Genomic DNA, 20,622 nt, shown 5'->3' on the forward strand with positions numbered 1-20,622 from the left:
CGCGCCCCGACCTACTCGCACCCGCGCCGGGCTTTCAGCATGTGCTGAAGCGGGCGTCCTTGGCGTCGGCTTCACTATCGAACCAGTCGGTATTCATCTGACCGCCGCTGCCGATGCGGTCCCATTCGCGCACCAAGGCGAAGCCCCCGAACAGACCGGGCTGCACGGACAGGCGGTAGAAGCGCTGCATATTTTGCGCTGGATCGCAGCGGGTGTGCCACGACGCGGTGGACGCAAGCGGGCCATATCCCAGTCCGCGAAAGAAGTTTCGCCGCACAGCGTATCAGAGGTGTGGCATGGGCCTGCCACGCCAAGAGCTTTGAGGGCAAGCCATGCTGCTCCTTGTCTCCAGGCGCTGGTTTCGCCCGACTGTTCGCCACAAAAACGGTCGCCACGGTCCCTCGTCCCGGCCACAAATCGAGGAAGTTCGGGGATGACCCCAGCCCTTGCCGGATCGGGTACCTACTAGGTCCGCAAAGAAACGCGCTTCGACGCCCACCGGCCACCTGGACGCAAGAACAGTTCAGGTGGATCGGGGACCAGGATGACCATCTGGGTCTGGTGAAAAGCCAGAGGGGAAGCGGCTGGCCCACGAAACGGGCAGCGCGTGGATACGAACTTGTAGGTCCTTTCTCTGCAGTGCGGGGGGAAGGTACGGGGGCCGGCTATTGTCCGCTTTGAAAAAAGGCAGCTATGCTGACATATTTGTCTCGAAAGATCGGGAGGGTCTTATCATGTGTCGCAAAACCGGAGTCGTTCCTATGAAGATCAAATTCCGAGCACCATGGTTGAAAGGTCCGTACACAACGAGTTGGCATTTCCGCAAGTCGCGTAAGTCACTTGGTCTTTCTCAGGACGAACTTGCGGCTCATCTGGGATGTGGGCGCCACGCCATAAGTTACTGGGAAACACGCAAGGAAGCATTCGTCGTCAGTCATGGCATTCCGAACCGCTTGCGCAGGATTTGCGATCTGGATGTCTTTTGGGCAGCAGAGGCTGCGGAAGAGGATGCCGAAAAACCTCGGCAAACAGTCTGTGGCGCGCGGACAAGAGAGGGCGGTCAGTGTCGAACACTTTCTGTCCCAGGAAGGACACGCTGTCCAATTCATGGGGGCAAGAGCACAGGACCGAAAACATCTGCAGGCATAGGTCGCATTTCAGCAGCGCAACGGCGAAGGTGGCAGGGGAGGTGATTTGGCGTGAACATGGACGGCAACCGTGCTATCGCCTATGCCGGCGTCTGGGAGTGTCGTGAACTTTGTGTATCCGGCCCGGTCCAAGCACCATTCTTCGCGGCCAAGCTCGATCGGCCCGAACGAGATCGCCGTTTTGGTCCACTTGATCGATCACTGGTGGCAACCCGAGGCGATGCCTTGGCCGTCACAAAAAGCCATCGCCGAGCCCCTGAGCGTCAGCACCAAAACCGTGCACCGCGCGATCGTCGTCCTAGAAGAATATGGCCTTGTGTCAATCCCGGAGCAAAATGGGTCAGTGAACCGGTGGAATAGTCCTCAACGGCTGGGGTCTGCTGGGCGGCTTGGCGACGAGGCCTATGCCATGGAGGAGCTGATCGCCGAGCTGGGCGCTGCCTTCCTCTGCGCCGAGCTGGGCATCGAGCACCGCCTGACCCCGCCGATGCACCCACAGACGAACGGCATGGTCGAACGCTTCAACGGCCGGATCGAGGACGTCCTCCAGAGCCACCGCTTCCAGAGCGGCGAGGACTTGGAGCAGACCATCCTGCGCTACGTCCACCTCTATAACAGCCAGTTGCCGCAATCAGCTCTGAAGGGCCAAACGCCCATCAGGGCGCTCAAGGAATGGAAACGACAGAGGCCAGAGCTGTTCAGGAAGCGCGTCTACAATCACGCGGGATGTGACAGCTAGTGTTCACCACCTGACACAAGATTCCCGATGGAGGCAGGGTGTCAGGCACGGCTCCACCATACCTGACGCAAACTGTCAGATGACTACTAAGAGCCCAGAGTGACCGCGTTGGCCGTGGAAGGCTTCGCAGTTGCAGCATGGGCGCGCCGGTCGCGACCGGCCCTTTGCTGCCTTTCGTCGATCGGCTCAGCGCCGCATCGCAGCGTCACCGAACCGGTCATTCATGCAAGCCGCAGCATTACGCTCATCCAAGGGTCGGCAGTGCGGGACGAAACTGCCGATGAACCTACCGCTTGGCTGGCAGCAAAACGGCCCACAATCGCTGCACATCCCGCGGACGAACTCGCGCATCTTACCAGGCTTTAGTGCTTTCGGCGGATCACATCCTGCAGCATCTCGCGATCGAGGGTGAGGTCCGCCGAGCTTCTTCAGCCGCGTATTCTGGTCCTCGAGCTGTTTCAGCCGCCGCATCTCGTCGGGCAGCAGGCCCGCATACTTCTACTTCCAGCTGAAGTAGGTCGCCTGGCCGATCCCCGCCTTGCGGCAGATCTCCGCGACCGGCGTTGCTTCCTCGCCCTGCTTCAGGATGAACGCCTTCCGCGCGCCTGAAAACTCGCTCGCCTTCATGCGATTCCGCTCCTCTCCCAGCCAGGAAAGCGTAGCGAAAAACTCCAGCTTCAAACGGTCCAGTTTTCGGGGATCAGATGAAGTTGGACCGGACTCTAATCGCAGGTGGAGGAAGAATCCTGTGGCAGGTCACTGCCACCCGGCTCCTGGACCGAAACGTCGACACCTGACCTTCATCGGGACCCGAGAAGAGACAAAACGCGGTGCGATCCCAATCTTTACTGCAAGCGCATCATTTTGGGTCCTATCCATTCGTCTTTCTTTGACGTTCGCGAAGGTCCTGCGCGATCAGCCGATCACGCAGGACCCAGAACCCTCAAGCTTCGGTTCCGAGAGGAAGCGCGCGACGCCGGTCACCGGTCGCCGCAAAAAGGCCGTTGGCGATAGCCGGAGCTACCGGCGGAACGCCTGGTTCTCCTACGCCGGTCGCGTGGACTTCGAAGGGATGCGGCACGATGTGTGTCACGACGACGGGGAAATTGTCCGACCGCACCGTGTCGTAGTCGTAGAAGTTCGACTGAACGACCGCGCCGTTTTCGAACGTGACACCCGAATGCAGGGCGACCGTCATGCCCATGACTGCAGCGCCTTGCATCTGGCTTTCGATACGCTCCGGGTTGGCCGCGAACCCGCAATCGATCGCCATATGCATTTCGGGCACCGTGATGCGGCCGTTCGATACCTTCACATGCGCGGCGCAGGCCACGTACGATACGAAGCTCCGGTGAACAGCGAGTCCGATGCCTTCCCCCTCGGGCAGCTCTTTTCCGTAGCCTATTCCATCGGCCGCCAGTGTCAGAACATTGGCGAGACGTCCTGTCTCGATGGGGAACTCATCAAGCGGTTCGCCATAGTTCCAAAAACTGTCGGGGAAAGCTGACGCTACCGGATCAAGGCTGCGCGGCGCTCCGATCAACTCAAGCCACATCTCCTTCTGGTTCTTGCCAAGCTCGTTGGCCAACTCGCCAACAAAGGATCCGATGGCCCAAGCATGGGGAATGTTGGAGACCGCGCGGAACCAGCCGATCCTGGTATGGGCGAGAGCCTTCCCGCTTTCGCAACGGATGTTCGGGATGTCGAATGGAACATCTGTCATACCCATGCACTGCTCCAGCGGCAGGACGTTACCCTCGTCCGGCGCGAAGGTCGACAGGATCGAAGGTGCCACGGATCGATGCAACCAGCCCGTCACCTTGCCAGACTCGTCCATCGCGACTTCGATCCGCTCGGCCGAGGTCGTGTGATAGAAGGAATGACGGACATCGTCTTCCCGCGTCCATTGCACCCGAACAGGAGCGCCCACTTCCCGCGATAGAAGCGCTGCCTCGGTCACATAATCCGCCTTCGACTTCCGACCAAACCCGCCACCCAGCAGTGTGACATTCACAGTGACTTTGGCGGGGTCGAGCCCGAGTGCCTCCGCCGTGTCGGTGCGCGTGGTGTAGGGGCTTTGGACCGGCGCCCAGATCTCGAGGCCCGCGCCGGTGTAGTTTGCGATCGCCGCAGGCGGCTCCATCGGAATGTGCGCCATGTGGGCCTGGGTGTAAGTCTGGGCAAAGGTCTTCGCGGCGTTCGCAAAGGCATCATCTACATTGCCCTGATCTCGTGAAACCGAGCCTGGCTGCGCCGAAGTGGCAACCATCTCGGCCATGTATCTCTCGGACGTGTAGTCGCCGTGCGGGCCAGCTTCCCACTCGATCTTGAGCCTCTCCCGCCCCCGGATTGCCGCCCAGGTATTCGTCGCGACGACGGCGATCCCGCCCAGAGGTGCGAACTTCATCGCAAGGCCACCATACGGTATCTCATGGACGCTAACCACGCCCGGCACAGCCAGCGCTTCGGTTGCATCATATGAAGTAGCTCTGCCGCCCACGACAGGCGGCCGAGCGATGACCGCAAACTTCATGCCGTCCAGAACGACGTCCGCACCATAGACCGCCTGGCCTGTCGTGATGTCACGCAAATCGGTGATCTGAACCTCGCCCTTTCCGATGTAGCGGAATTGATCCTCAGACTTGTAGGCAATTTCCTCATGTGAGGGCACAGGCAACGCCATCGCCGCCTCTGCAAGTTCGCCGAAGCCCAAAACCTGGCCTGACGGTCCTTTCACTTCGTGCATCTCAACGGTGACGGCGGACGGCTCGACACCCCATTCCGTCGCCGCCGCGCGCGCGAGCATCGTCCGGACGGATCCTCCTATCTTGCGGGCCGCTTGGATGTGGTGACGCAACGAACGCGAGCCGTCCGTGTCCTGGTTGCCGTATTTCGGCTCGTCGCCCGGCGCCTGGATGATCTTCACCCGGCTCCAGTCAGCCTCCATCTCGTCGGCTATGACCATCGGCAGCGATGTACGGCTGCCCGTGCCCATTTCCGAGCGATGTGCGACGAGCGTGACCGTGCCATCCGCGTCGATAGACACGAAGACCAGCGGATTGTCGACAAGCCCATGCGGCATATCCCCGGCGCCGGTGGCATAGGTGTCGAAGGCGCGAGCAGGAGCCGCATAGGCAGCAATTGCAAAGGCGCCGGTGGTGCCGAGGAAACCGCGGCGACTGACCTTGGTGATCCGTACGGTCTCCAACATGACGGGCACTGCAGAATCGATATACTTCAACATGATTCAGATTCCTGTGCTTGCGAGACGAACGGCATCGACGATGCGCTGATAGCACCCGCAGCGGCACACATTCCCGGACATGCTTGCAAGGATTTCGTCGTCTGAGGGTTTCGGGTTTTCGGCCAGCAACGACGCGGCCTGCATGATCTGACCTGTCTGGCAGAACCCGCATTGTGGCACATTGAGATCACGCCACGCGACCTGTACTGCGTGATCGCCGGACGGGTGGAGCCCTTCGATGGTGGTTACAGACTTGCCGTCAACATCGCCGAGGGTGACCAGACAAGAACGCTCCGCCTTCCCATCCACATGCACCGTGCAAGCGCCGCAAAGTCCGACACCACAACCGTATTTCGTGCCATTGAGTCCGGCTATGTCTCGCAAGGCCCAAAGCAGCGGCATCGTAGGATCTTCTTCAAACTCCTTCTCAACGCCGTTAAGTGTGATTATCGCCATTTTTCCTCCCTTTCGCCCACGATAATGTGCGACGCAGAAACGCATTTCTTGTTCAGTTCTAAGGAAACTCGTAAGCCAAATAAGCTTGTCTACCCCGAGTACGTTACCACGATTCGGCGATCAGACTAGTGTTCCGAGTCTGACGCATGTTACCTTCTTCCTCTGATTTCATCGAGTGCGTTCAGGGCGCGGCGTTCTCGGGTTAGGATATCGTCAGCCGTTTTGGTCCAGACGAAAGGTTTCGGTTTTGCGTTGTGCAGCAGCAGGTAGTCGTAGATGGCGCTCTCCAGATCGTCGACGCTGGTATAGCTGCCGCGCCGGATGCGCTTCGAGGTGATCTCGGCAAAGAACCGTTCGACCAGGTTCAGCCATGACGCGCTGGTGGGTGTAAAGTGCAACTTGAAGCGCGGGTGCTTCTCCAGCCAGGCCTTGACGTCAGGCGTCTTGTGGGTGGCGTAGTTGTCGAGGATCAGGTGCACTTCGCGCTTCCCCGGCACGGCCCGGTCGATGCGGCGGAGGAACTTCAGGAACTCCTTCGCCCGGTGGCGCGGCATGCAGTCGCCTATCACCATGCCCGATTTCATGTCGAGCGCGGCGAACAGCGTGGTCGTGCCATGGCGCTTGTAGTCGTGGGTCATGGTGGCCGCGCGGCCCTTCTTGAGCGGCAGTCCCGGCTGGGTCCGATCAAGGGCCTGGATCTGGGATTTTTCGTCGACGCAGAGCACCACCGCCCGCTCTGGAGAGTCGAGGTAAAGCCCGACGATATCGGTGACCTTCTCTTCGAACATCGGATCGTTGGAGACCTTGAAGCCCTTCGTCAGGTGCGGCTTCAGACCCGCCTCGGCCCATATGCGGCCCACGCTCGACGGCGAGATGCCCATGGCCTCGGCCATGGTAGAGCGGCTCCATTGGGTGGCGTTGGGCGGGCTCTCCTGCACCGTCTTCGCGATCACCTTGAGCCGCGTTTCCCGAGGCAGCGGCGGCACCCGCGACGGCCGGGTCTTGTCGCGCTTGAGCCCGGCCACCCCTTCGTCAAGGTAGCGCTCCTGCCAGCGCCAGACGGTCGGCTTCGACGTGTTCGCGCGCCGCATGATTTCGAAGGTCCCATAGCCGTCCGCCGTCGCCAGCACGATTTCGGCCCGCCAAACCAGCTTTCGCGGTGTGTTACGGTCGGTGACCAGGGCTTCAAGCTGTGCACGGTCAGCGGGGCTCAGATACAGGCAGATGTCATCGCGTCTCATGACCCGACAATGGCATGCCAGACCACAGATGGGAATCTTACGTCAGGTGGGGAACACTGCCGGAACCGTGCAGGTATGTGTCGGTGAACGGGCGCGCGGTGCAAACTCCGCCCCGGGCAGACGGGGCCGGCTGAACATGGCCGGCCGCTGTCGCTGACCTTTCGGGTGTCTGGACCTTCGCCGCGCGGCGCGGCATGGTGCGCGCGACTGCATCAGAGTGCCCGCACCGTGCCCCCCGCCCCTTCCTCGTGTCGCGTGACCTCCCGCCGGGACGGGCGCGCATGAGCCTTGTGATCCTGGCGAACGGAGTCCTGCTGCTGGGCATGTCGGTGCTGATGGCGCTGATCGCGGCGCTGTTTGCCGACACGCGCGAGGTGTTCCTTGACGCGGCGCTGTTGTCCGGGCTGGTCGGCGGTCTGGTGGCGCTGGCGGTGGCCAACCGCAAGGACGCCTTTCGCCTTGTGCACAGTTTCCTGCTGACCAGCAGCATCTGGGTCTGCGGCGCGGCGGCCGGGGCGCTGCCGCTGTGGCTGTGGGGCCTGGTGCCGGTGGATGCCTTTTTCGAGGCGATGTCGGGCATCACAACCACCGGATCGACCGTGATGACGGGGCTGGACGACACGCCGAAGGGGCTGTTGCTGTGGCGGGCGATCCTGCAATGGCTGGGCGGGATCGGCTTCATCGTCGCGGGCATCGCGGTGCTGCCGATCCTGCGGGTCGGCGGGATGCAGCTGTTTCGCACCGAAAGCTCGGAGCGGGGCGAAAAGGAGATGGCGACGGCGGCGCGCTTTGCCAGCGCGACCTTCTGGGTCTACCTGGTGCTGACGGTGATCTGCCTGGTGGTGTACCGCGCCGGCGGCATGACCCGGTTCGAGGCGCTAGTGCATGCGCTGACCACCCTGTCGACCGGCGGCTATTCCACCTCGGATGCCTCATTCGGGCAGTTCGACAGCGCGTTCCTGCAATGGGCGGGGACATTCTTCATGCTGGCGGGCGCGGTGCCCTTTGCCTGGTACATCCGGATGCTGACCGGCAAGGGCCTGCAAAACGAGCAGGTGCGCGCGCTGCTGATCCTTTTCGCGGTCAGCATCGCCGGGCTGACCGCCTGGCGGGTCTGGACCAGCGCGGCGGGCGTCGAGGAAAGCCTGCGGCAGGTGGCGTTCAACGTCGTGTCGGTTGTCACGACGACGGGCTATGCCACGACGGACTATACCACCTGGGGGCCCTTTGCGGCGGCGGCCTTCCTGATGCTGACGGCGCTGGGCGGGTGCAGCGGATCGACCTCGGGAGGCGCCAAGATGATGCGGTGGATCGTGTTTTTCCGGGTGACGCGGCAGCGGCTGGCGCGCATCCGCCATCCGTCGCTGGTGCGGGTCACGCGCTATGACGGCCGCATCGTGCAGGACGACGTGGGCACCGGCGTCGCGGTCTTTTTCGTGCTGTACGGCACGACGATCCTGGCGCTGGCCATGGCGCTGGACCTCTACGGGCTGGACCTGACGACCTCGTTCAGCGGGGCGCTGACGGCGGTGGCGAACGTCGGCCCGGGGATCGGCGACGTGATCGGCCCGGCGGGCACCTTCCAGTCGCTGCCGGAGGGGGCCAAGTGGCTGTTGTGTTTCGGCATGTTCGCCGGGCGGCTGGAGATGATGACGGTCTTTGTGCTGTTCTCGGGCGCGTTCTGGCGCGAGGCGCTGTGACGGCGGGATGCCTTGGCGGGGTGGCGCGGATCGTCTATCCCGGAGGCCTCAGGCGGGGAAGATCATGCGCAACACCGTGCGGGAGCTCTACAAAGGCGAAAGCGTCCGGGCGCGGCGGTTCCGCTATGGCATCCTGATCTTTGACGTGGTGACGATCCTGTTCGTGATCGCCACCTCGTTCAGCCATCACGGCCCGGTGGTCGAGGCGGTGGACGCGGTGTTCGGCGTGGTCATCCTGGCCGAGTTCAGCGCGCGGCTGTGGATCAGCGCCAACAAGCTGCGGTTCTTTACCCGTCTGGTGAATCTGGCCGACATCATCGCCATCGTGTCCTTTCTGGCGCCGCTGGCGGGCGAGGGGCTGGGGTTCCTGCGGGTGCTGCGCACGCTGCGGCTGCTGCGGACCTACCACCTGTCGCAACAGCTGAAACGCGACTTTGTCTTTTTCCGGCGGCAGGAGGACGTGATCATCGCGGTGCTGAACCTGGGGGTGTTCATCTTCGTGATGACCGGGCTGGTCTATGCCACGCAGTACACCGTCAACCCGCAGATCGGGAACTATGCCGACGCGCTGTATTTCACCGTCACCGCGCTGACGACCACGGGGTTCGGCGACATCACGCTGCCGGGTACCACGGGGCGGCTGATTTCGGTGCTGGTGATGATCTTTGGCGTGACGCTGTTCCTGCGGCTGGTGCAGGTGCTGATCCGGCCCAACAAGGTGCGCCACGAATGCACGCGCTGCGGGCTGGTGCTGCATGACGCGGACGCGGTGCACTGCAAGCATTGCGGCGAGGTGGTTCATATCGTGACGGAAGGCGGCACATGAAGATACGCGCGGCGGAAGAGGCGGATCGCGATGCGGTCTGGGCGATGCTGGAGCCGGTGTTTCGCGCCGGAGACACCTACACGGTGGACCCGGACATCGGGCGCGAGGCGGCGCTGACCTACTGGTTTGGCCCGGAACGGCGGGTGTTCGTGGCCGAGGACGGCGGCGAGAGGCTGGGCACCTATTACATCGTGCGCAACCAGAAGGGCGGCGGGTCGCATGTCTGCAACTGCGGCTATGTCACCGCGCCGGCGGCGCGCGGGCGGGGCGTGGCGCGGCAGATGCTGGCGCATTCGCTGGAACTGGCGCCGCGGCTGGGGTTCCGGGCGATGCAGTACAATTTCGTGGTCAGCACCAACACCCGCGCGGTGGAGACTTGGCAGCGCGCCGGGTTCGAGGTGGTGGGCCGGCTGCCGGGGGCCTTTCGCCACCCGCAGCAGGGCTATGTCGACGCGCTGGTGATGTACCGCGCGCTGGAGGGGGTCTAGGCCCTGAGCCACTCGATGATGCGGCGGATCAGCGCCATGTCGTCGAACACGCGGTGCAGGTCCTCGGTGATGTTGCTGACCGGCTTGCCCAGGCTGGCCATTTCCATGAACGGCTTGGTCCGGTCCAGCGCCAGCCAGAAATCCTCGCCGTCGAAGGCGGCGCGCATGCCCTTGGTGCCCTTGTCCGATTCCGTCTCGCCGATGGCGACGAGGTTGTCCAGAAAGGCCGCCGGCAGGTAGTCGAGCGCGGCGTCGGGGTCGGCCGCGTGCAGCTCGAAATCCTTTTCAAAGCCGGCGTGCCCGGTGTCGACCCGGGGCAGGCCGCGGCCCTTGCCGCGCGACAGGAACCCGGCCACCGCGTTCAGCGTGCGGCCGTAGTTGCGCAGGATGACGATGCGCGTGGGCGCGGGGTGCGGCAGGCCGATGCGGAACAGCAGGCCGGAAAACACGGTGTCCGAGGTCTTCTTGTCCTTGCTGTTGGACGAGCGGGTCAGGCGCGCCTCGACCAGGGTGTAGTCCACGCCCTGCCAGCGGCCGACGACCTGGTCTTCGAGCCGGGCGCTGTCATGGCTGCCGATGAGGCCGATGCTTTCCACCCGGTCGAGCGGAAAGCGCGTCGCGGCGCTGCGGTCATAGCGGGTTTCGCCGAGAAAGGCGCAGACATGCGGCATCACCGTTTCGGCCACCGCGCCGGTCCACTTGTTGCCCTGGAGGCCGCGGGCGATCAGCCCGGCGATGGCGCCGAAGATCAGGAAGAACACCGCGCCAAAGCCGCCGAGCGCGGGCCAGGCCACCGCCGCGATGCCGACGAAGACCGCGACCACCACGGCAAACCACAGCCAGCCCTTGCGGCTGAGCGCCTGGCGCTGCGCCTCCAGTTCATCGAGCCGCGGCGCGATCTCGCGGGCAAAGATCTCGGCGAAACCGGTCTCGATCGGCGATTGTTCGGTGAACTGCATGGATTCCTGGGTGGTTGCGTGCCGAAAATGCTGGCAGAGTAGCCACCCGACCGATAGCTGTCATCTCCGGACTGCCTGCCCGCGCAGAACGGCAGGACCGGCACCAAAGGAGAGGCCCCATGAGTGACACCCCGCTGTTTGCCGTGCTGATCGACGCTGACAACACCTCGCCGAAATACGCCAAGGCGATCTTTGACGAGATCGCGACGCTGGGCGAGGCTTCGGTGCGGCGCTGCTACGGCGACTTTTCCAGCCAGCAGATGGCCGGCTGGAACAAGGTGCAGGCCGAGTTCGGCATCGTGCCGCACCATTCGCCGGCCAATACCGTGGGCAAGAACGCCAGCGACATCGCGCTGGTGATCGACGCGATGGACCTGATGCACACCGGCCGGTTCGACGGGTTCGTGCTGGTCAGCTCGGACAGCGATTTCACCCGCCTGTCGAGCCGCATCCGCGAGCAGGGGTTGCAGGTCTACGGCATGGGCATGCAAAAGACGCCGGACGCCTTTCGCAAGGCCTGCAAGCGGTTCATTTTCCTGGAAAACCTCGAGTCCGTGCCGGAAAAGGTGTCGGGCGGCAAACCGGCCAAGCAGACCGACCTGACGCAGGTGCGCGACCTGATCTTCAAGGCGATGGAATCGATCGATCAGGACGACGAATGGTATCGCCTGGGCGATATCGGCCAGGTGATCACCGCCGCCAACCCGGATTTCGACACCCGCAGCTTTGGCAAGCGCAAGCTGTCGGACCTGGTGGCGGAACTGAAGGTGTTCGAGACCAAGCGCAGCAGCACCGGCAACCAGCTGCTGGTGCGCCGCGTCGACTGAGCGCGCCGCCGCCGCCCCGGCGGCGGATGTCCCGGCGGGTTTGATCCGCTGCCGTCGAAGGTGTATCGTCGAAGGCAGGAGACCTGGCGGTTGCGCCGCCGGCCCCGTCTTGGACACCTGCCGACGGCGCAGTACCGATCCACCAAGGACCGTTCGCACCCCCTTGGGGAGTTGGCGGCCGCCGGTTCGGACGCGCGCTGCATCGCTGCACAGAGGGAGGCCAGCCCATGGACGTCACCAAGGTCATCGAGATTGCCCACGCCCTGTACCGGGCGCGTGGCGACAAGGCCGAGGTCGAGGCCGCGCAGAAAGAGCGCCACTACCGGGAAACCGGAGACGAGCAAGAGGCCGAGACCTGGCGCAGGATCCGCGGCAGCATCCGGCAGATGCGCGGCGCCAACGAAAGCTGAGAGGCCGGTTTTCCGGCGGATGGAGTGAGCTTGGGGGGCGGTCCTCGCCCTGTACCCTGCGTGCCGGTGCGGCAGGATCGGGGCCAGGGACGCCGGGCCGGGATCACGCGTCAGACACGGGCTCTGCGTGATCTGTTCCCATCCGGTCACAAACCGCCTATAGCCGTGCCGAGATCCTGAAAGGATACCGCATGCCCAAGTCCAAGAAGCCCAAGGTCAAACGCCCCGCCGCCAACCCGGTCAAGCAGCCCGCCTGGTATCAATCGCTCAACGGCGCGGCCGGGCAACACGCCCAGCGGCCAAGCAAGACCGGCAAGAAGGCCCAGAACAAGACGGCCTGACCCGAAGGGTCTTTGCAGGGGGACGGGGACTTTGGTGGCGCGCTCTGGCCCGCCGCCTAGCCCGTCCAGCCCGTCACCGTCGCGATCACCGCGCTGACGGTCAGGATGCTGATCGCGGTGGAGATCAGGATCGAGGCCGACACGCGCTGCGGCGCGATGTTGTAGTGCTGCGCCAGGATGAAGACGTTGCCCGCCACCGGCAGCGCGGCAGCGGACACCGCGACGGCGGCGCGGTAGGCATCGACTGGGAAGAAGAGATAGACGCCGAGGCCGACGAACAGCGGGTGCAGGATCAGCTTGGCAAAGCTGAGCCAGACGGCGATCTGCAACCGTTCGGCAGATTTCGACGCCAGCGAGGCGCCGATGGCGAACAGCGCGCCCGGAGTCGCGGCATTGCCGAGCGTCGTGACAAAGCTGTTGACCACCTCGGGCACCGGCAGCCCGGAGGCCGAGACCGCGAGGCCGAGCGCGATGGAGACGATCATCGGGTTCTTGAGCAGGCCCAGCAGCAGTTTCCACAGGATCGAGACATGCATCCGGCCTTCGCGCGCGCCGGTCACCAGCAGCGTCAGCAACGAGGAAAACACGATCAGGTCGATCGACAGGATCAGGATGATCGGGCCGACCGCCTCTTGCCCCAGGAGCAGCGCCAGCATCGGCACGCCGAGAAAGCCGGTGTTGCCGATGGCGGCGCATTGCGCCTCGATCGAGGCGGTGGGCAGGTCCAGCCCGCGCGCAAAGGCGATCAGCATGCCGATGGCCCAGGTAAAGGCGGTGCCCCAGAGATAGGCGGCGGCGAGGCGCGGTTCAAAGATCTCGTCAAATCGCAGGTTCGCGGAAAAGCGGAACAGCATCGCCGAGAGGGCGAAGTAGAAGACGAATTTCGTCAGGCTGGCCGAGGCTTCCTCGGAGAAGAAGCGCGATTTGGCCGCGCCGTAGCCCAGGCCGATGAGGCCGAAGAAGGGCAGGGTCTTGAGGAAGATGTCCAGCATGCCGCTGCATTAACACGGGAACCGGCGGGGTCAATCGCCGCCTGTGGCGGAGCGCGGCGGCTCAGGCCGTGGCCCGCGGGGCGGGCTGGTCCGGGCAGGCGGGATGACCCACCGGGCAGAGTTCGATTCCGGCGACGATGAAACGGTGCCGGCCGGCATCGTCATGGACCGGCAGGAACACCTCCTGGGTGCAGGAATAGCGCGGGTCCGGGCCAATGTAGGGCAGGCTGACCAGCAGGGGGCGCGGGTCCTGGGCGATGGCCATGTAGGCCGCCCAGATCTGCGAGCCGGGCCGCTTTTCCGGGTTTTCCGACATGCGATGGCCGGTCAGCTCCTGCCGCAGCACGCCGTTGACCGTGCGGCCGATATACAGGAATGCGAAATCCTCGGGGATGCCTTCGGCGCTGCGCAGGATTTCCGTAACCACCACGCAATCCAGCCCGGCGGCGACGCGGTGCAGGCCGAACCTGTCCAGGCTTGGCGGCGTGCCCCGGTGATGGGCGCGCTGCCAGTGGAAATAGAGATCACGCAGGCGATCCGAAAGGCCTCGGGTCGTGTCGAGCGGTTTGAACATGACCTGACCTCTCGGCTGACCTGACGCGAGGTAACGCAAGTGACGCCGAGCCTGCCGTCAATATAGGTGAAACGCAACCTTTTCAGGGCGCGGGCCGGCGCTGAGGTTGATCAGGTCCACCAATGCGGCGGATCCTTGCCGGATGACCCGAAAAAAGGCGCCGATGACAGCGCGGGCTGCCGGTGTTCCGGGCGGGGCGCTGGCCCGGCGGCAGGGCGGGCGTTCGCAAGGTTTCGCCCTGCGCGGCGCGCGTGCCCCTTGCCGGGGCGGCCGAACCCCTGTTTGCTGCGCCTTGCCGCCCTGCTGGAGCCTTTCGCCTGATGCCTGTTCCCGCCCCTGACCCGTCTTGCCCGCCCGTCCCCCGGCCGGGTCCGAATCCCGCCGGGGCGGTGCGCGCGTCCGGCGGGCGCGCGGCATGAGCTACGCCCGGCACCGCCTGATGACCGACCCGGCCCGGCCCAGCGCCGAGCTGTGGCGGCTGGTGGTCGGGCTGGTGCTGTGCCTTGTCGTGTGGTTCGGGCTGGCGCGCGGGGTGATCGCGGTGCTGGGCAGCGTGATGCAGGCGGATGCCTACATGGACCTGCTGGCGCGGCTTCAGACCGGGACGACCCCCGGCGCGCTGCTGCTGGTGCTGGCGCTGACCGGGACGCTGGGGCTGGGCGTGCTGCTGGTGAGCGAGACGCTGCACGGCCGACCGGCGCACAGCCTGTTCGGCCCCTGGCCATTGTTCCGGCGCGATTTCCTGCGCGTGCTGGGCGCGGTGGCGGCGCTGAACCTGGTGGTGCTGCTGTTGCCGCCCTGGGACCTGTATGGCGAGACGCAGGCAGGGCTGGCGCTGAACACCTGGCTGCTGTTCCTGCCCACGACGCTGATGGCGGTGCTGCTCCAGACCGGGGCGGAAGAGCTGTTCTTTCGCGGCTATTTCCAGTCACAGCTGGCGGCGCGGCTGCGGCACCGGGCGATCTGGCTGGGGGTGCCCTCGCTCGCCTTCGGGCTGGGCCACTACATGCCCGAGGTTTACGGCGACAACGCGCTGGCGGTGGCGCTGTGGAGCGTCGCCTTTGGCCTGGCCGCCGGGGACCTGACGGCGCGGGCGGGCAACCTGGGGCCGGCGATCGCGCTGCATTTCGCCAACAATTTCCTCGCCTTTGCGGTGATCTCGCTGGGCGGGGACATGTCGGGGCTGGCGCTGCGGCAGCTGCCATTCGGCCCCGAGGACAGCGCCGCCATCGCCGCGCTGCTGCCGGTCGACCTGCTGATGATCGGGGTCAGCTGGCTGGCGGCGCGGGTGGCCCTGCGGCTGTGAGCGGGGGCGATTTCCGGGCCTTGTGCGGGGTGAACTGAAAAAAACAGGTAAGGTTTCCAAGAATTGCGCCTGCGGCTGCGTCCCACTCATGTGATGCGCATGGAAGTCAGTGACGAATCCCTCGCCCGCGCGGCGGCCAATGGTGACCGGGAGGCCTTTGCCTTGCTGGTGGGGCGGGTGTACGACAGGGTCTATGCCTATGCCGTGCGCCTGACCGGCAACCGGACCGAGGCCGAGGACCTGGCGCAGGACATCTGCGCCGCCCTGCCCGCCAAGCTGAAGAGCTACCGCGGCGAGGCCAAGCTGACGACCTGGCTATATCGCATCACGGTGAATGCCGCCCGGGACCGGTTCCGGCGCGCCAGCACCCACGCCCGCGCCGCCGACGGCTGGGGCGACTGGGAACTGGCCCGCCAGGCCGAGATCACCGAGGCGGCCGAGCGCAGCGACTGGCTGGGGACCGCCCTGCGGGACCTGTCGGCCGATCTGCGCGAGACCGTGACGCTGATCCTCGACGGGGTGACCCATGCCGAGGCGGCGCAGATCCTCGAGATCTCGGAGGGCACCGTCAGCTGGCGGGTCTCGGAGGCGAAGAAGAGGTTGAAGGCGATGAAGGAGGCCGAGGCATGAGCGACGATCTGGACGATCTGAAGCGCGCATTCGACGCGGGCCTGCCCAAGGCGGACGCCGGCCGGCGCGCCGAGGCCATCGCGCTGGCGATGAAAAACTTTGACGATCTCCAGGATGCTGGCCAAGAAACCGCGAGGCAGCCGCGTCAGACCTCTGAGCCCACCCGAGAGGGGGGCGTATTCAGAGGACTCAAGATGATGTTTGCCAATTTGTCCCATCGCGGATTTCTGACCGCCACCACCGCCCTTGCCGCCGTTGCCATGGTGGCGCTGATCCCCGTCCTGAACGACAGCAAGCCGCCGCAGGTGTCGCCGCTGCCGGTGGCCGAGGAGGCGCCCGTGGTCGCACGGGAGCGCGTCGCGCCCGAGCCTGAACCCGCTGTCACCCCGCCCGCAGCGCCCGCGGCCAAGCTGACCCGCGACGCGCCGGTCGTGGCGATGGACGCGGCGCCCGCGCCGTCGCCCACGCCCGCGCCGATGGCGCGCGGGCAGTTGACCTCCATGCCGCCGTCTCAGCCGATCCTGAACCAGTACAGCGGCGCGCCGGGGGCAGACGCTGCCATGAGTTTCGAATCCGGGGTGCTGAACCTGTCGCACAGCCCGTCCTACGTGCCGCCGCGCCCCGCCGACCCGGTGCTGATCGCCCCCGAGGGCGACACCGAGGCCTTTCCCGAGGCCGAGGACAACCCGATCAAGGTCACGGCCGAGGCGCCGGTGTCGACCTTTTCCATCGACGTGGACACCGCGTCGTGGGCGATGGTGCGCAACTCGCTGCGGCGCGGGCAACTGCCGCCCGAAGGGGCGGTGCGGATCGAGGAGATGGTGAACTATTTCACCTATGATTACCCGGCGCCGGAGGGCGATGCCCCCTTTGCCACCCATGTCGGCGTGATGGACAGCCCGTGGCGCGCGGGCACGCGGATCGTGCACATCGGCCTTCAGGGCATGATGCCGGACGAACGGCCGCCGATGAACCTGGTGTTCCTGATCGACACCTCCGGGTCGATGAACGATCCGGCCAAGCTGCCGCTCTTGATCCAGAGCTTTCGCCTGATGCTGGGCCAGTTGTCCGAGGACGACACCGTGGCGATTGTCACCTACGCGGGCAGCGCGGGCCTCGCGCTGGAGCCGACCAGGGCGAGCGAGCGTGACACCATCCTGAGCGCGCTGGAGGCGCTGCACGCGGGCGGGTCCACCGCCGGGCAGGCGGGCCTGCAACAGGCCTATGCCACGGCGGCGAAGATGGCCAAGGACGGGCCGGAGGGCGCGGTCAGCCGGGTGATCCTGGCCACCGACGGCGATTTCAACGTCGGCATCAGCGATCCGCAGGACCTGAAGGACTTCATCGCCGACAAGCGGGACGAGGGCACCTACCTGTCCGTCCTGGGCTTTGGCCGGGGCAATCTGGACGATGCGACGATGCAGGCGCTGGCGCAGACCGGCAACGGCATCGCGTCCTACATCGACACGCTGTCCGAGGCGCAGAAGGTGCTGGTGGACCAGCTGACCGGCGCGCTGGTCCCCATCGCCAACGACGTCAAGATCCAGGTGGAATGGAACCCCGCGCTGGTCGCCGAATACCGGCTGATCGGCTACGAGACCCGCGCGCTGAAGCGCGAGGATTTCAACAACGACAAGGTGGACGCGGGCGAGATCGGTGCCGGGGTGCAGGTGACGGCGCTCTACGAGATCACGCCGGTCGGCTCTCCCGCGCGGATGACCGACCCGCTGCGCTATGGCGGGGCGGAACCGGTGGCCGACGAGAGCGGCGAGCTGGGGTTCCTGCGGCTGCGCTACAAGACGCCCGGCGAGGACACCAGCCAGCTGATCGAGACGCCGATCCGGACCGATGCCGCACCGCTGCGCGAGGCCGACTGGGCGCTGGCCATCGCCGGCTTTGGCCAGTTGTTGCGCGGGTCGGACCTGATCGGTGACTGGAGCATGGGCGATGCCATCGCGCTGGCGCAGACGGCGCGCGGCGAGGATGCCTATGGCTACCGGCAGGAGGCGATCACGCTGATGCGGCTGGCCGAGAGCCTGCAAAAGTGAGCCACGCGCCCCGGGCGTGACGCTTGGCCTGACCCGGGGCCTCTCGTCAAAAGGGAAACGCGCCCTCCGCAGCCTCTGCGGGGGGCTAGTCCCGTGTGGTGGCCGTCCCCGCCTGCGCGCCCAGCATCCCCGGCAGCATCGCGGCCAGCAGGTCCCAGACGATGCGCACCCGGGGGCTGGTGCGCAATTCGCGGTGCGCCACCAGCCAGACCGGAAAGCGGAACGTCACCTCGGGCAGCACGCGGCGCATGGTGGGGTCGCCGTCGCCCAGCCCGCAGGGCACGGTGCCCAGCCCCAGTCCGGCGCGGGCCATTTCCCAATGCGCGAGGTGCGAGGAGGCGGTGACCGGGAACTGTGCCGGGGTGACGGGGATGTCGCGCTGGTGCAGCGCGGCGATGAAATTGGCGTTGTCGGCAAAGCCGATGAAGGAGGCGCGGGCCAGGTCGGCCGGGCCGGTGATCGGCCCCAGCCGGGCGAGGTAGTCCGGGGTGGCGTAGAACGTGCCCTCGTCCTCGCCCACCAGCTTGCCGATCAGGTCGTCATCGTCCGGGCGGGCGTTGCGGATGGCGATGTCGGCCTCGCGGCGGCGCAGGTCGCGGATCTCGTTCGAGGCGACAATCTCCAGCGTGATGCCCGGCGCGGTGTCGCGCAGGGCGCGGGCGATGCGCGGCATCAGCCAGGCGGAGTAGATCTCGGAGGCGGTGACGGCGACATGCCCCGATGCGGCCTGCGCCTGCCCGGAGGCGGCCAGCGAGACGCCCATCGCCGCCTCGCCCATGGCGCGGACATGGGTCATCAGCTGGGTGCCGGCCTGGGTCAGGACAAGGCCACGGCCGACCCGTTCGAACAGGACGACGCCCAGTTCTTCCTCCAGCGCGGTCACCTGGCGGCCCAGCGTCGGCTGGGTCATGCCCAGGGCGCGGGCGGCGGCGGACAGCGAGCCTTCCTCGGCGGTGACGAGAAAGGCCCGCGCGCGGTTCCAGTCGAAGGTGACAGAGCGCCAGTCCATGCGGAATTGCATGGGCTGTGGGGATGGATTGTCAACCGGAAACGGAAAAGGCCCCCGGTGTGGGGGCCTCTGGTTTGGGACGATGGGACGACGCTCGTGTCCCTGCGGGCCACGTCGCCCCGCCCACCGTCCCTGTGGCGTTGCGCCCGGCATGTCACCGTGTCGGCTGGTGGCCTTTCCTGCGGAAAGGCACCCTTGCCGACCAGGCGGGTTTGCCGGGGCAAACCCGCCTTAGTTCACCGTCTCGGCGTCGACCACGTCCTTTTCGATGGCCACGGGCGACGAAGGCTTGGCGATCTCGATCCGGCGCGGTTTCAGCGCCTCGGGGATCTCGCGCTTGAGGTCGATGTGCAGCATGCCGTTTTCATGCAGCGCGCCCTCCACGCGGACATGATCGGCCAGGTGGAAGCGGCGCTCGAAGGCGCGGGTGGCGATGCCGCGGTGCAGGTAGGTCTTGCCGTCCTCGCCCTCGGCCTTGCGGGCGGAGACGACCAGCGCCTGGTCCTTGACGTCGACCGACAGGTCTTCGTCCGAGAAACCGGCCACCGCGATCGAGATGCGGTAGGTGTCGTCGGCGGTCTTTTCGATGTTGTAGGGCGGATAGCCGGCCTGCGCGGTGTCGCTGGCCAGGACACGGTCCATCAGGTCGGCGATCTGGTCAAAGCCGACCGTGGCACGGTAGAGCGGGGCAAAATCGAAATGTCGCATGGAATCCTCCGTTGAGCGATACCTGTGTGGATGCGCCTTCCCTGCTGCGGGACAGGCGGCTGGACTTCCGGGACCCTGTCACAGGCGTCCCGGTACAGATCACTTGGGAAAGGATTTGCGCGGTTTCAAGACCCTCAGGGCCGGACGAACTTGGCCCCGGTGGCGCGCCGGTCGCCGGCGGACAGCCGTTCCAGCCCCGCGCCCGCGTCCTGTTTTGCCTCGAGCGCGGCGATCAGCTCCTGCAAGGGGCCATCGAGATCGGTGGCCAGCGCCACGGGGGCGCCGTTGGCCTCGGCCTTGGACGACACCACCGACACGATCCGCGGCGCGCCGTCACCGTCGAGCGCAAACACGGGTGAGCCGGAGGCGCCGAAGTCCACCGCGCAGGACAGCACCACCATGCCTTCCTGCCGGGCCAGCACCTCGCACAGCTCCTGCAGGGAGGGCGCTTCGGAGCGGTCATGCGCGTAGGACACCACGCCCACCCGCGCGCCCTGCGCCGGGCCGTGATCGGTGGCAAAGGGCTGGATCGAGGTGTTGCGGATCGGGTGCTGCAATTCGAGCAGCGCTAGGTCCAGCTGGACGCGGTCGGGGTTCAACGGGCCGCGGTAGACAAAATCGGGATGCGGCACCGCGCGCCGCACGTAGCGGTAGGCCGCCGCGCGCCCGTTGCGCCAGCCGGCCAGGAACTGCATCTGCTCGACCGGCAGCCGCGCCCCGGTGGCGGGGTCAAAAAGGCAATGCGCCGCCGTCAGCACCATGCGTGGCGCGATCAGCGCGCCGGTGCAAAAGCCCTTGCCCGCCAGCTCCAGCCGGCCGACGCCCTCCCAGCGGCGGCCATCCTGGGCCGATTCCATGGAAAACAGGCCCTGCGCGCCCACGGCGCTGCCCAGAAGCCAGAAACAGAAGATCAACAGATACCGCACACGCCGTTCCTTGGGTTTTTGTGCCAATTCGCACGACATCTGGGCAAAAT

General features: G+C 65.7%; 20 protein-coding genes and 3 pseudogenes. 12 read left to right on the plus strand and 11 right to left on the minus strand.

The window, feature by feature from the left end; all coding sequences use genetic code 11:
• Window positions 1-34: 34 nt before the first annotated feature.
• Complete coding sequence (locus MAA8898_RS02285; RefSeq protein WP_370738608.1) at window positions 35-277, minus strand: WGR domain-containing protein; 243 nt, start codon at window positions 275-277, stop codon at window positions 35-37.
• A 484-nt stretch (window positions 278-761) separates the two neighbouring features.
• Between MAA8898_RS02285 and MAA8898_RS27245 the strand changes: the two genes are divergently transcribed.
• From MAA8898_RS27245 to MAA8898_RS26545, 3 genes and pseudogenes are all read left to right on the plus strand, one after another.
• Window positions 762-1,193: an HGGxSTG domain-containing protein gene (locus MAA8898_RS27245; RefSeq protein ID WP_370738609.1), complete on the plus strand. Its 432-nt coding sequence runs from the start codon at window positions 762-764 to the stop codon at window positions 1,191-1,193.
• 37 nt (window positions 1,194-1,230) lie between these two features.
• Window positions 1,231-1,407, plus strand: a pseudogene (locus MAA8898_RS26535) (hypothetical protein); the annotation flags it as partial.
• Window positions 1,408-1,482: 75 nt separating this feature from the next.
• Window positions 1,483-1,887: pseudogene (locus tag MAA8898_RS26545) on the plus strand (integrase core domain-containing protein); the annotation flags it as partial.
• Between the two features lie 318 nt (window positions 1,888-2,205).
• On the opposite strand, the pseudogene MAA8898_RS02295 reads toward MAA8898_RS26545, so the two are convergent.
• From MAA8898_RS02295 to MAA8898_RS02310, 4 genes and pseudogenes are all read right to left on the minus strand, one after another.
• Window positions 2,206-2,514 (minus strand): annotated as a pseudogene (locus MAA8898_RS02295) (transposase); the annotation flags it as partial.
• A gap of 316 nt (window positions 2,515-2,830) precedes the next feature.
• Entirely contained in the window at window positions 2,831-5,131 is a 2,301-nt protein-coding gene (locus MAA8898_RS02300; protein ID WP_094019334.1) for a xanthine dehydrogenase family protein molybdopterin-binding subunit, read from the minus strand.
• Between the two features lie 3 nt (window positions 5,132-5,134).
• Complete coding sequence (locus MAA8898_RS02305) at window positions 5,135-5,587, minus strand: (2Fe-2S)-binding protein (protein ID WP_094019335.1); 453 nt, start codon at window positions 5,585-5,587, stop codon at window positions 5,135-5,137.
• A gap of 149 nt (window positions 5,588-5,736) precedes the next feature.
• A complete protein-coding gene (locus MAA8898_RS02310) occupies window positions 5,737-6,828 on the minus strand; it encodes an IS630 family transposase (protein ID WP_094019336.1) in 1,092 nt (363 codons plus the stop codon).
• Window positions 6,829-7,109: 281 nt separating this feature from the next.
• On the opposite strand from MAA8898_RS02310, the gene MAA8898_RS02315 reads away from it, so the two are divergent.
• From MAA8898_RS02315 to MAA8898_RS02325, 3 genes are all read left to right on the plus strand, one after another.
• Window positions 7,110-8,528 carry a TrkH family potassium uptake protein gene (locus MAA8898_RS02315; protein WP_094019337.1) on the plus strand — a complete coding sequence of 473 codons (1,419 nt, stop codon included), beginning with the start codon at window positions 7,110-7,112 and terminating at the stop codon, window positions 8,526-8,528.
• 64 nt (window positions 8,529-8,592) lie between these two features.
• Entirely contained in the window at window positions 8,593-9,354 is a 762-nt protein-coding gene (locus MAA8898_RS02320) for a potassium channel family protein (RefSeq protein WP_094019338.1), read from the plus strand.
• The gene (locus MAA8898_RS02325) at window positions 9,351-9,842 is read left to right on the plus strand and encodes a GNAT family N-acetyltransferase (protein ID WP_094019339.1); all 492 of its coding nucleotides are present in this window, start codon (window positions 9,351-9,353) and stop codon (window positions 9,840-9,842) included. Before MAA8898_RS02320 ends, MAA8898_RS02325 begins: the two co-directional genes overlap by 4 nt.
• Here the strand turns inward: MAA8898_RS02325 and MAA8898_RS02330 are convergent.
• Window positions 9,839-10,801 carry a DUF3137 domain-containing protein gene (locus MAA8898_RS02330; RefSeq protein WP_094019340.1) on the minus strand — a complete coding sequence of 321 codons (963 nt, stop codon included), beginning with the start codon at window positions 10,799-10,801 and terminating at the stop codon, window positions 9,839-9,841. The genes MAA8898_RS02325 and MAA8898_RS02330 overlap by 4 nt on opposite strands.
• 119 nt (window positions 10,802-10,920) lie before the next feature.
• Between MAA8898_RS02330 and MAA8898_RS02335 the strand changes: the two genes are divergently transcribed.
• The 3 genes from MAA8898_RS02335 (at window position 10,921) to MAA8898_RS26120 (ending at window position 12,379) form a co-directional block, all read left to right on the plus strand.
• A complete protein-coding gene (locus MAA8898_RS02335; protein ID WP_094019341.1) occupies window positions 10,921-11,628 on the plus strand; it encodes an NYN domain-containing protein in 708 nt (235 codons plus the stop codon).
• Between the two features lie 227 nt (window positions 11,629-11,855).
• Entirely contained in the window at window positions 11,856-12,038 is a 183-nt protein-coding gene (locus MAA8898_RS02340; RefSeq protein ID WP_094019342.1) for a hypothetical protein, read from the plus strand.
• A 191-nt stretch (window positions 12,039-12,229) separates the two neighbouring features.
• On the plus strand, window positions 12,230-12,379 hold the full coding sequence (locus MAA8898_RS26120; protein ID WP_176445043.1) for a hypothetical protein: 150 nt from the start codon (window positions 12,230-12,232) through the stop codon (window positions 12,377-12,379).
• Window positions 12,380-12,435: 56 nt separating this feature from the next.
• Here the strand turns inward: MAA8898_RS26120 and MAA8898_RS02345 are convergent, their stop codons facing one another.
• Both MAA8898_RS02345 and MAA8898_RS02350 read right to left on the minus strand, forming a co-directional pair.
• Entirely contained in the window at window positions 12,436-13,371 is a 936-nt protein-coding gene (locus MAA8898_RS02345; protein WP_094019343.1) for an AEC family transporter, read from the minus strand.
• A gap of 61 nt (window positions 13,372-13,432) precedes the next feature.
• A complete protein-coding gene (locus MAA8898_RS02350) occupies window positions 13,433-13,945 on the minus strand; it encodes a hypothetical protein (protein ID WP_094019344.1) in 513 nt (170 codons plus the stop codon).
• 415 nt (window positions 13,946-14,360) lie between these two features.
• On the opposite strand from MAA8898_RS02350, the gene MAA8898_RS02355 reads away from it, so the two are divergent.
• From MAA8898_RS02355 to MAA8898_RS02365, 3 genes are all read left to right on the plus strand, one after another.
• On the plus strand, window positions 14,361-15,251 hold the full coding sequence (locus tag MAA8898_RS02355; protein ID WP_094019345.1) for a CPBP family intramembrane glutamic endopeptidase: 891 nt from the start codon (window positions 14,361-14,363) through the stop codon (window positions 15,249-15,251).
• Window positions 15,252-15,350: 99 nt separating this feature from the next.
• The gene (locus MAA8898_RS02360; protein ID WP_094019471.1) at window positions 15,351-15,881 is read left to right on the plus strand and encodes an RNA polymerase sigma factor; all 531 of its coding nucleotides are present in this window, start codon (window positions 15,351-15,353) and stop codon (window positions 15,879-15,881) included.
• On the plus strand, window positions 15,878-17,929 hold the full coding sequence (locus MAA8898_RS02365) for a vWA domain-containing protein (protein ID WP_094019346.1): 2,052 nt from the start codon (window positions 15,878-15,880) through the stop codon (window positions 17,927-17,929). Before MAA8898_RS02360 ends, MAA8898_RS02365 begins: the two co-directional genes overlap by 4 nt.
• A gap of 85 nt (window positions 17,930-18,014) precedes the next feature.
• Here the strand turns inward: MAA8898_RS02365 and MAA8898_RS02370 are convergent, their stop codons facing one another.
• The 3 genes from MAA8898_RS02370 to MAA8898_RS02380 form a co-directional block, all read right to left on the minus strand.
• A complete protein-coding gene (locus tag MAA8898_RS02370) occupies window positions 18,015-18,938 on the minus strand; it encodes a LysR family transcriptional regulator (protein WP_176445044.1) in 924 nt (307 codons plus the stop codon).
• A gap of 231 nt (window positions 18,939-19,169) precedes the next feature.
• Complete coding sequence (locus MAA8898_RS02375; RefSeq protein WP_094019348.1) at window positions 19,170-19,646, minus strand: Hsp20 family protein; 477 nt, start codon at window positions 19,644-19,646, stop codon at window positions 19,170-19,172.
• A gap of 134 nt (window positions 19,647-19,780) precedes the next feature.
• Window positions 19,781-20,503: a trypsin-like serine peptidase gene (locus tag MAA8898_RS02380; RefSeq protein ID WP_094019472.1), complete on the minus strand. Its 723-nt coding sequence runs from the start codon at window positions 20,501-20,503 to the stop codon at window positions 19,781-19,783.
• Window positions 20,504-20,622: the final 119 nt, after the last annotated feature.

The sequence above is a fragment of the Antarctobacter aquimaris genome, assembly GCF_900184945.1.
Lineage (GTDB): Bacteria > Pseudomonadota > Alphaproteobacteria > Rhodobacterales > Rhodobacteraceae > Maliponia > Maliponia aquimaris.

Bases quoted from the DNA above. Each gene is read 5' to 3' on its own strand.
- MAA8898_RS27245 (WP_370738609.1), top strand. From the start codon at position 762: ATGAAGATCAAATTCCGAGCACCATGGTTGAAAGGTCCGTACACAACG.
- MAA8898_RS02300 (WP_094019334.1), bottom strand. From the start codon at position 5,131: ATGTTGAAGTATATCGATTCTGCAGTGCCCGTCATGTTGGAGACCGTA.
- MAA8898_RS02305 (WP_094019335.1), bottom strand. From the start codon at position 5,587: ATGGCGATAATCACACTTAACGGCGTTGAGAAGGAGTTTGAAGAAGAT.
- MAA8898_RS02310 (WP_094019336.1), bottom strand. From the start codon at position 6,828: ATGAGACGCGATGACATCTGCCTGTATCTGAGCCCCGCTGACCGTGCA.
- MAA8898_RS02315 (WP_094019337.1), top strand. From the start codon at position 7,110: ATGAGCCTTGTGATCCTGGCGAACGGAGTCCTGCTGCTGGGCATGTCG.
- MAA8898_RS02320 (WP_094019338.1), top strand. From the start codon at position 8,593: ATGCGCAACACCGTGCGGGAGCTCTACAAAGGCGAAAGCGTCCGGGCG.
- MAA8898_RS02325 (WP_094019339.1), top strand. From the start codon at position 9,351: ATGAAGATACGCGCGGCGGAAGAGGCGGATCGCGATGCGGTCTGGGCG.
- MAA8898_RS02330 (WP_094019340.1), bottom strand. From the start codon at position 10,801: ATGCAGTTCACCGAACAATCGCCGATCGAGACCGGTTTCGCCGAGATC.
- MAA8898_RS02335 (WP_094019341.1), top strand. From the start codon at position 10,921: ATGAGTGACACCCCGCTGTTTGCCGTGCTGATCGACGCTGACAACACC.
- MAA8898_RS02340 (WP_094019342.1), top strand. From the start codon at position 11,856: ATGGACGTCACCAAGGTCATCGAGATTGCCCACGCCCTGTACCGGGCG.
- MAA8898_RS26120 (WP_176445043.1), top strand. From the start codon at position 12,230: ATGCCCAAGTCCAAGAAGCCCAAGGTCAAACGCCCCGCCGCCAACCCG.
- MAA8898_RS02345 (WP_094019343.1), bottom strand. From the start codon at position 13,371: ATGCTGGACATCTTCCTCAAGACCCTGCCCTTCTTCGGCCTCATCGGC.
- MAA8898_RS02350 (WP_094019344.1), bottom strand. From the start codon at position 13,945: ATGTTCAAACCGCTCGACACGACCCGAGGCCTTTCGGATCGCCTGCGT.
- MAA8898_RS02355 (WP_094019345.1), top strand. From the start codon at position 14,361: ATGAGCTACGCCCGGCACCGCCTGATGACCGACCCGGCCCGGCCCAGC.
- MAA8898_RS02360 (WP_094019471.1), top strand. From the start codon at position 15,351: ATGGAAGTCAGTGACGAATCCCTCGCCCGCGCGGCGGCCAATGGTGAC.
- MAA8898_RS02365 (WP_094019346.1), top strand. From the start codon at position 15,878: ATGAGCGACGATCTGGACGATCTGAAGCGCGCATTCGACGCGGGCCTG.
- MAA8898_RS02370 (WP_176445044.1), bottom strand. From the start codon at position 18,938: ATGGACTGGCGCTCTGTCACCTTCGACTGGAACCGCGCGCGGGCCTTT.
- MAA8898_RS02375 (WP_094019348.1), bottom strand. From the start codon at position 19,646: ATGCGACATTTCGATTTTGCCCCGCTCTACCGTGCCACGGTCGGCTTT.
- MAA8898_RS02380 (WP_094019472.1), bottom strand. From the start codon at position 20,503: ATGGAATCGGCCCAGGATGGCCGCCGCTGGGAGGGCGTCGGCCGGCTG.